This window comes from Clostridium sp. HV4-5-A1G (assembly GCF_900184915.1).
In the GTDB taxonomy this organism is placed as follows: Bacteria; Bacillota; Clostridia; order Clostridiales; family Clostridiaceae; genus Clostridium_B; species Clostridium_B aromativorans.
On the sequence record NZ_FXYI02000136.1, the window covers coordinates 1 to 9,731 of the forward strand.

The following is a 9,731-nucleotide window of genomic DNA, read 5'->3' on the forward strand; positions in this document are numbered from 1 at the left end:
TAACATGGCTTATATAATTATTTTTTTAATATAATTGTTATTTTATTTAGAATTTACGTTAATATTTGGAGGGAAGTCCATTGAAAAAAGTAAATATAATAGGCTTAATACTCATTCTTATAGGCATTTCAATACTTGTATATGCCTTTGGAACTAAATATTGGACAAGATATACACAGAATAATATGGTAAAAAACTACGAGCAGAAAATTAAAGAACATAAAGGAAAGGTCAAAATTTCCAAAGACAGTGCCGATTCTTCTGTAAATTACGGCACGGTTGGTATTCTCATCATACCAAAAATAGATTTGAAGGTAGCAGTAGGAGAGGGAACTGACATGAATACATTAAGGTATGCCGTGGGACATTTCAAGGGAACTGCAATGCCCGGAGAAAAGGGAAATTTTGCCTTAGCAGGCCACAGGAGCTATACTTTCGGGCAATATTTCAACAGATTGGATGAACTTACAACAGGTGATGAGATCAGGGTGAAAACGGTGAAGGGATCCTATAAATACAAGGTATACAATACAAAAGTCGTTCTTCCTGATGAAGTAAATGTACTAAATCCCACCAAAGATGCAACTATGACTCTCATCACCTGCACTCCCATAAGGGTGGCCACACACAGGCTTGTAATAAGTGCAAGACTGGATAATTAACAATTAATAATTAACAATTAATAGTTAACAGTTGAGTCCTATTTCATTTCCGCTCCAGATTGCCTCCATTATATTGGCAGTTTCATAGGCATCTCCCACAAGGTATAAATCCGCTATCTTACCATTGAGTTTGTCGTAGAGTTCTCTGTCAGACCTGAAGCCAACGGCAATTATAACGGTATCCGCAGATATATTTTGTTTCTTAAAACTGCTGTCAATAAGAACTGCACCGTCTTCAGTCACTTCCAGCAGAGAATTTCCCGTAATAATTTTTATATTATACTTTTTCATAAGATCAATCAGCATTATTTTATTCATGTGTGGAATCGGCTTTCCTGCATTTAGTACACTGTCTCTGGCTTCTACAATTGTCACCTTTTTACCCTGTTTTGCAAGGTAAAGAGCAGTTTCACATCCTACAAGTCCGCCGCCTATCATGAGTACATTCTCTCCTGACTGTTTACTGCCGTTTAAAATTTCAACTGCTGTTGAAACTTTATCTTTTTCTATGCCAGGTAATTTGAGTCTAATATCTTTCGCTCCCGTTGCAATGATCACAGCATCAGGCTTTTCCTTCTGCACCATATCCTCCGTTACCTTAGTGTTAAATATTATTTTAACTTTAAGTTCTTTCATCTCATTTCTATACCAGTCAAGCAGCCTCCTGTCATCCAGCTTAAAATCCGGTACAGATCCTGGAATAACTTCTCCGCCAAGTTCATTAGTGCTTTCATAGAGTGTAACATTGTGTCCTCTCATAACAGCAACTCTGGCCGCTTCCATTCCTGAAATTCCTCCTCCTACAACCATGATCTTCTTGCTTTTAATTGCAGGCTTTATTTCATAATACCTCTCTCTTCCAACCGCAGGATTTACGGTACAGCTCAATGGTTTCCCCTCAAATCCTCTTCCAAGGCATCCTGTATGGCATCCGATACAGGGACGAATTCTTTCAGGATGATTCCCAAGAGCTTTTTTCGGCCAGTATGCATCACAGAGAAGAGGTCTTCCGAGCCCGATCATATCCGCAGAACCATCATCAAGAGCTCTCTCCGCAAGATCCGGATTCCCAAGTTTGCCTGCAACTATGACGGGAATATTAACAGCTTTTTTCAATTCCTTCGTATAAGGCAAATATAATCCATCTTTTTGATAGAGAGGCGGATGTGACCAATACCAGGCATCATATGTACCCAAATCAGTGTTAAGTTCATCGTATCCCGCAGTCTCAAGTATTTTTGCAGCCTCAATGCCTTCTTCCAGATCCCTGCCTTTTTCAATATAATCTTCCTCCGGAAGTCCACCCTGCCTCCAGTCCTTTATACAGCTCTTTACACTGTATCTCAGACCCACAGGAAAATCATCCCCCACTTCAGCCTTTATTCCCTGTACTATTTCTACGGGAAGTTGAAGCCTTCCTCTCAGATCACCACCGTATTTGTCAGTTCTCCTATTAAATATTGAAAGAGTAAACTGATCCAGCAGATACCCCTCGTGCACTGCATGTATTTCAACTCCGTCAAACCCTGCCTGTCGTGCAATTTCAGCACCTTCAACAAATTTTGTCACTATCCATTCAACTTCCGAAGTAGTAAGGGCTCTGCAGGTGACAGTAGGATCCCAGTAATTAGGAATATCCGATGCAGATACAGGCTGTGCTCTCAAAAGTGTACCTGGTGCACCGCTTCTTCCGAAACCCATGGTAAGCTGCAAAAATATCTTTGAACCGTAGGCATGAACCCGCTCCGCCATCTCAGAAGATGTCATCAAAAATCTACCTGGATTTATTGATATAATGGGAATTATACCAGGTACCACCTTATCCAGTTCATTTTCCACTTTGGTAATACTTGTTATAATAAGGCCCGTTCCGCCTTTTGCCCTCTCCACATAATAGTCTATAGCTCTCTGGTTATAACACCCTTCATTATCCACAAGCCCAAAAGCTCCCATGGGAGCCATGGATATTTTATTTTTTATTTCCACCTTTCCTATTTTAATAGGCTGAAACAAGGATTTGTTTTTCATATTAATTTTTACCTCCTACTTATATATTTAAACTCTATTTTATATTTTCCCTCTTTAGTTTAAATATACTGTAGAATACTAATTTTATAACCACAATACCTAATCTTTTGCCAAAACGCTTTTACCCCTCCAGCCGACTGAAAAATAAGATCCAATCAAAATAAAGCATATTCCAATTGTAGTATTTGCAAGTATTGTCTCTTCCAATACAATGAGTGCAAAAATTGGTGCCAAAACCGGCTTAATAAAGAAAACCATGGAAGCCATAGATGCTGAAGTCTTGTCCATTGCAAGGAAATAAAACATATATCCCATCCCGGTTACTACAATTCCAAGAAACATTACAGGAATTATATTGACAGAACTTATTCCATAAAAAATAGGAATGTCTGCCATAAACCTTAAATTTTCATTAGTACCTATGAAATTTATAATGACAGGCATTTTGGATATCAGCATTAGAAAAAACATGATTATATCTCCTGTCAAAAAAGTCATGCAGTTTAAAACCATGCACCCATATCTCTCCGATCTCAGCTTTCCTATTACAGCATATATTGAAAAAGATACTGCAGAGAGAAAGGCAAATGATATTCCCTTCATATCACTGTTTATCCCAAAAGGATTCAATATAAAAACCATGCCTACTATACTCAACACAACTGATATAACAGTTCCCCTGTTCATCTTTTCCTTTAAAACAAAATAAGCAAGGATAATTGTAAATACCGGATTAGTACTAAAAATTATTGCTACAGTAGATGCTTTTGTATATGTAACTGCCAGCTGGAAAAATGACATGCTGACTACCACGCATAAAAATCCTGTCATCACAAAGTAGAGGAAATCCTCTTTCTTAAGTTTGATCTTCTTATATTTCATGGATCTAAGAGCAAAGGGCACTAAAAATAAACCACCTATTAAAAACCTTAAAAAATTCAGCTGAAGCGGATTTACTCCAACTATAAGTTTTCCCGTAATCTCCATGGTACTGAAAATCACCGCAGTCAAGCCAATAAAAATATATCCCAATTCACGTCTTCCTTTCAAATATAAATGTCAATCAACAAATTCGAACACATTTTTTAGAGTATACCCGTCATGATAAATTGTCAACTTACATTTGAATTCACTTGAATTGGCCTTACAGGATGAAAACATTTTTATATGCACTATTCTGGTTAGGATATTATTCTTACAATTATACATACTATTATTGAAAGTTTAAATTAGGAGGAAGTTTTTAAAGATGAACAATGATTTTTATTTAAATTTTACAAAATCCATTCCACAGCAGAAACAAATCAAACAGCCCGGAGTGGAATCCGAGATGAATCCAAAGCCAATAAGCGAAAACCCTGAATATAAAGGTTCGGATAAACTGAAGGATAAAACAGTTTTAATTACAGGAGGGGACAGTGGAATAGGAAAAGCGGTTTCCATAGCTTTTGCTAAAGAAGGTGCGGATCTGGCAATAGTGTACTATAATGAACATTCAGATGCGGAGGATACAAAAAAAATTATAGAAAATTCAGGAAGAAGATGTCTTTTAATTCCCGGAGATGTTTCAGATCACAATTTTTGTAAAACCGCCGTTGAAAAAACCATAGAGTTCTACAGCAAAATAGATATACTCGTAAATAATGCAGCAGTACAATTTCCACAAAACAGCATCGAAGATATAACAGAGGAACAGCTGGAAAAAACATTCAAGACAAATATCTTCAGCATGTTTTATATTACCAAGGCAATAATGCCATATTTCAAACCAGGCTGCTGCATAGTAAATACAGCTTCCATAACAGCCTACAGGGGGAGTAAGGACCTAATCGACTATTCTTCTACAAAAGGTGCAATTGTGTCCTTTACCCGTTCTCTGGCGCTGTCACTTATAGGCAGTAATATAAGGGTCAACGCCGTAGCACCGGGACCTATATGGACACCTCTCATACCCTCTTCCTACAATGCACAAAAAGTTGGTGAATTTGGTTCTACTACACCCATAGGCAGGCCAGGTCAGCCGGTAGAGCTGGCATCCGCCTACGTATTCCTGGCGTCATCCGAAGCTTCTTACATCACCGGTGAAACCATACATGTAAATGGCGGTGATTTTATAGGAGGCTGATCTATATGTACATAAAATTTCTAAAATTATCCCCGCTAATTTTTTATACTTCTGCATAATTAAATTAAAATTAAAGATAATAGATATTGGTAAATAAAAATATGAAAGGAGAAATATACACTATGTCACAGTTAAATCAACAGGAACTTCAAAATCTGAGACATCTCATTGGAGCTCACGAAACAGCTTATGAAAAAATGCAGGCATACATGCAGAATTGTACTGATCCACAGGTGAAATCATACTTTCAAAAATCAGCACAAGATGCCCAAAAAACAAAACAACAATTAATGTCATTTCTAAATTAGGAGGTAAAAAACATGCAAGACAAAGTAATGATAAACGACGCACTTTCCATGGCCAAAGGTGAATTAACAACCTATGCCAATGTAATAGCTGAATGTGCTAATCCCAATCTCAGATCAACTATTCAACAGATTAGAAACAACTGCGAAACATCTCAATATGAACTCTATAGGCTTGCCCAATCAAAAGGCTATTATAAGCCTGCAATGATGGCTGACAGCAGTGACGTTCAGCAGGTAAAATCGCAGTTAATGGGACAATAGCACTGCTCTGCATCTTAATTTTCAAAAATTCAGTAAATTCGAGCAGCGACAAATATCAAAGATAGCAGTACTCCCTAAAATTATAATCATTTGATAAGTATCAGTTTTCACTGATACTTATTTTTACACAGAAAGTTAACTTCACAAATCAAAGCTTCAGTTCCCCTGCTGCAAGAGCTGCTCCAATGGCTCCTGCATATCTTCCATATTTGTGGCTCTTGACAGGCTGCTTAAGTTTTTTAGAAAGACTGTCCATTATATATTCGTTATTGCTCAAACCCCCTGTTAAAAAGTAATTAAACCCCTCTCCATGTTTCTGGCAGAGAGATTTCACCTTACTTGTGATAGAATCTATTATGCCAAAAGCTATGTCCTCTCTTTTACTTCCGCTGCTTATCAGTCCTATTATTTCGGATTCGGCAAATACAGTGCACATGGAACTTATGGTTATCCCATTTCCATGTTTTGCCCTTTCGCATAGTTCTTCTATTTCCAATCCCAGAGTGCCTGCCATAAGTTCCAGGAATCTTCCCGTGCCAGCAGCACATTTATCATTCATTGTAAATCCGGTGACTCTACCGTCTTTCACAGTAATCACCTTGGTATCCTGCCCGCCTATGTCGATCACAGTACAGTCATTTTTAAAAAGATAGAAAGCTCCCTTTCCATGACATGTAATTTCAGTTATTGTCTTATGGGCATATGGAACAGATACTCTTCCATAACCTGTAGCAACTATTTTACAATTTTCCCCTGTAAATCCGATGTTCTTCAGACGGAGTTTTATATCGCCGGCAACTTTAACACTGCTCCATCCTGTGGGAAGTACAAATAATTTTTGGATTTTTTTATCAAATATGCAAACTTTTGAAGCCGTAGAGCCTATATCTATTCCTACACAAGTCATAAAATACCACCTTTATCTACAAGAATATCATTTTACAGTAACCTTCACAGCTATAAATAAGGATTTACTATTTTTTTATTTACAGAATGTAATCCAAGGGTTTTCACATTATAATTGTATATCAATTCCTTTATTTTTTCTTCGTCTTCTTTATTATACATTATAGATATTCCACAGCAAGATGAAATCTCTCTTGGAGTAGGTACAATTGTATATCTAATTTTATTTTTCTTTAACAATTTTTCCATTTTTATACCTTCTGTATGGCAGGGAAACAGTATATAATATCTTACAGTATCCACCCCATCAACTCCTTTATTAAAAAATTCAAAAAATGCCTGAAGATTCTCTTTTAAAAAGCTTCAGGCATTTTTTTATCCGAACGCTACCATTGCTAATACTCCAACTTCTTAAAGCTTACGATAAGTACTGCTACGCGCCTGGATAAGTTCTTCTAAGGTTCAGATGGAGTAAGCATTCCTTATAAGCAAACTCTATCTGAACCTAAGAATCACTTGATCTTTCAGCTACACCGCGCAGTCAATCTAAATCATTTCCAAAAATGCCTCAACTCTGGTCTTTATCTGTCCGGAATCCTCTGTGGAATAATCTGTTTCTATCTGCATAACAGGTATGTTTTTCTCTTTTAATGCTCTTTCCACATCCCTGTGTTCTACAGCATAAGTATGACAGAAAGAAAGATTGGCATCTATTACTCCATCTGCATTGTATTCACCTGCATATTTTATTATATCATCAATTCTGCCCGTATTGGGCGTAAAACAGGCACAATTTATCTTCATATACCTGTCTGCTATATTTTTAATCAAATCTTCCAGGGTTTCTCCCTTTTCGTCCACTTCATTTTCGAAATATCTTGTGCCGGTACAGGTCTCTTCAACTACTATCTGCGCATTTAAGCTCTCTACAATGGAATGAAGTTTCCAGTTGGGAAGTCCCATAGGAGTTCCTGTTATCATAACCCTCTTTTTACCTTCATCCTTCATCCCACTTTTTACTCTCTCGTCCAATTCATCGCAAAGCTCATTTAATTTTTCTGTGAATCTCTGTGGATCATCAAAAAATGCAACCTGAGATATCAAAAGTGCATCTAGTCCGCTTATTGGAGAAGGTTTATATTTTCTCAAGCCATACAATCTCTTCAATGCCCTTCTCTTTAAATTGATAATTTTTATGCCTTCTCTTAGGCTCTCAACAGTAACCTTATTTCCGGTAAGTTCTTCCATCTTGCCTATAAAATCCTTTATTTCCCCTATCCACTGATCATAATTCTTTTCCCTTTTCATCTGGGGAAGTTCCATAACATGTACCGGCACATAATCATTCAATACTTCCCAGGCTTTCTTTTTTCCATCACAGGTTGTCTCTCCAATTACCATATCGCAGGATTGAAAATAAGGACATGTTCCTCCCACTTTTGCCCCCATGAATGCTTTGATCAAAGGACACATATTCCTAGGTAAAACCTTTTCACCGTCTTCAACCCAAAATTGAGATCCTGAACAAAGCCCTACTCCTATTGCATTTGCTGCAAGTATAACTTCATCTGGTACAAATACACAAAAGGTTCCGACTACTTTCCCGCCATTTTTCTTATGCTCGTCCAACTCTTTAATTCTAAATCCATGTATTTCAGCCAATACAGAATTAAAATAATTCATCCTCTCAGGTCTATTTTCTTGAGTGAGATATGTTCCCTCATATAATTTTGGCAGCACAGCACACAACTCATCATGCTTTTCCAAATCGACCCCAAGTTTGCTCCAAAGTTCCCTATAATCAGCCAATATTTATTCCCTCCTCTATTTAATATAAACTAACTTCTTCACCAGGTATCTCCCGATGTCTTACTGGATATAATTCGGTACACTTTTATGGTATCATAAATAATCATCTGCATTTATCATATTATATTATAGACATATCATTGATCATTAATTTTAATTATGTCGAATTTTTGTTAACTATACAACTTTCACTATTAGCTTTTTACTGTACTCAAAGATCACCTGATAAACTACAAGACATCAGGAAAGAATTTTCCTGATGTCTACATACCTGCCTTTAATTAAAATAAAATGCTATATAGAGTACTTATTCCAACAAATCTAAGAATATTGCAATAAGCGACTATTTTTCTCCAATTCTTTTTCTATTATTTTTGCAACAGTAGCTATATCTACATTTCCACCGCTTACAAGCCCTACTACATTTTTGCCTTCTATTCCGCTTACTTTTCCAGCCAGTAAAGCTGCCAGGGGCAGTGCACCAGCACCTTCAGCTATCAGTTTGTTTCTTTCCATTAACGAAAACATTCCAAATGCTATTTCTTCCTCACTCACAGCTACAACTTCATCTACGTACTTTTGAATATATTCAAAACATTTATCTCCAGGGGCACAGACAGATGTACCATCAGCTATGGACTTTGCACCAGGGAGTGTGACTACTTTTTTCTGTTCCATTGAAACTTTAGTAGAAGCTATGATCTCAGGCTGCACTCCTATAACTCTTATGGAAGGTTTTATGGATTTAACTGCCGTAGCAACACCTGATATCAATCCACCTCCACCTATTGGAACTATCACTACATCCGCCTCAGGCAATTTATCCAATATTTCGATTCCTATAGTTCCCTGACCTGCCATTACATCCACATCATTATACGGATGAACAAAAGTAGCTCCCGTTTCCTTCTGAACTTCTACTGCCTTAGCATAACATTCATCGTAAACCTGGCCTGCCTGAATTACTTCAGCTCCATAACCCTTAGTAGCTTCAACTTTTGCTTTAGGTGCAGTAGCAGGCATAACAATTGTAGATTTTACTCCAAAAGCCGTCGAAGCATAGGCAACTCCCTGAGCATGATTACCCGCCGAAGAAGCTATAACTCCCTTTTTCTTATCCTCTTCACTCAGATTAACCAACTTGTTATATGCACCTCTTAATTTAAAAGCTCCTGTTTTCTGTTTATTCTCACATTTCAAGTACAGATTACAGCCGCATTTTTTGGAAAAAGTACTGGTGTAAAAAAGAGGAGTTTCCCTTACTACATCTTTAATATTTTCTTTAGCCTTTTTGATCCTTTCTAGATTTAGTTCCATAACTCATTCCCCCTGTCAATATTATTTTAATTGTTTACGTACCTTCATATATATGTAATTTATGCATAAAAAAATTCATTTATTTAAAAAAGTCCTGTAAATATATATGATTAGGTATTTTATGTGATAAACGTTTTCATATCTACAATATGTTTGTCGAATTCTTACACATATATGAAAATGTAATTTATGCACATATGAATCATTATTTCAAGTCTATAATAACATATTTTTTTATTTTATACAATTTAATTTTGTAGAATTTAATTAAATTATTTGAATCATATTTTAAAGTTAATGAATAAAATATTTCTC

General features: G+C 36.6%; 9 protein-coding genes and 1 pseudogene. 4 read left to right on the forward strand and 6 right to left on the reverse strand.

The features are described from left to right. Positions 1-80 precede the first annotated feature (80 nt). On the forward strand, positions 81-662 hold the full coding sequence (locus J5G60_RS13335; RefSeq protein ID WP_150357439.1) for a class D sortase: 582 nt from the start codon (positions 81-83) through the stop codon (positions 660-662). 24 nt (positions 663-686) lie between these two features. On the opposite strand, the gene J5G60_RS13340 is transcribed toward J5G60_RS13335, so the two are convergent. Beyond that, the gene (locus J5G60_RS13340; RefSeq protein ID WP_150357437.1) at positions 687-2,690 is read right to left on the reverse strand and encodes an oxidoreductase; all 2,004 of its coding nucleotides are present in this window, start codon (positions 2,688-2,690) and stop codon (positions 687-689) included. Positions 2,691-2,789: 99 nt separating this feature from the next. Further along, positions 2,790-3,722, reverse strand: a complete 933-nt coding sequence (locus J5G60_RS13345) for a DMT family transporter (protein WP_150357435.1) — start codon at positions 3,720-3,722, stop codon at positions 2,790-2,792. Between the two features lie 217 nt (positions 3,723-3,939). Between J5G60_RS13345 and J5G60_RS13350 the strand changes: the two genes are divergently transcribed. The 3 genes from J5G60_RS13350 (at position 3,940) to J5G60_RS13360 (ending at position 5,384) form a co-directional block, all read left to right on the forward strand. Next, complete coding sequence (locus tag J5G60_RS13350) at positions 3,940-4,815, forward strand: SDR family oxidoreductase (RefSeq protein ID WP_150357433.1); 876 nt, start codon at positions 3,940-3,942, stop codon at positions 4,813-4,815. Positions 4,816-4,937: 122 nt separating this feature from the next. After that, a complete protein-coding gene (locus J5G60_RS13355; RefSeq protein WP_150357431.1) occupies positions 4,938-5,123 on the forward strand; it encodes a hypothetical protein in 186 nt (61 codons plus the stop codon). 12 nt (positions 5,124-5,135) lie between these two features. Next, positions 5,136-5,384, forward strand: coding sequence for a spore coat protein (locus J5G60_RS13360; RefSeq protein WP_150357429.1), 249 nt, complete (start codon positions 5,136-5,138; stop codon positions 5,382-5,384). Between the two features lie 148 nt (positions 5,385-5,532). Here J5G60_RS13360 and J5G60_RS13365 read toward each other — a convergent pair whose 3' ends face one another. The 4 genes and pseudogenes from J5G60_RS13365 to ilvA form a co-directional block, all read right to left on the reverse strand. After that, positions 5,533-6,291, reverse strand: coding sequence for an acyl-CoA dehydratase activase (locus tag J5G60_RS13365; RefSeq protein WP_150357427.1), 759 nt, complete (start codon positions 6,289-6,291; stop codon positions 5,533-5,535). Between the two features lie 50 nt (positions 6,292-6,341). Beyond that, positions 6,342-6,593: a DUF3343 domain-containing protein gene (locus J5G60_RS13370; RefSeq protein ID WP_150357425.1), complete on the reverse strand. Its 252-nt coding sequence runs from the start codon at positions 6,591-6,593 to the stop codon at positions 6,342-6,344. A 243-nt stretch (positions 6,594-6,836) separates the two neighbouring features. After that, on the reverse strand, positions 6,837-8,099 hold the full coding sequence (locus tag J5G60_RS13375; protein WP_150357423.1) for a double-cubane-cluster-containing anaerobic reductase: 1,263 nt from the start codon (positions 8,097-8,099) through the stop codon (positions 6,837-6,839). Between the two features lie 327 nt (positions 8,100-8,426). Next, positions 8,427-9,416, reverse strand: a pseudogene (gene ilvA, locus J5G60_RS13380) (threonine ammonia-lyase); the annotation flags it as partial. Positions 9,417-9,731: the final 315 nt, after the last annotated feature.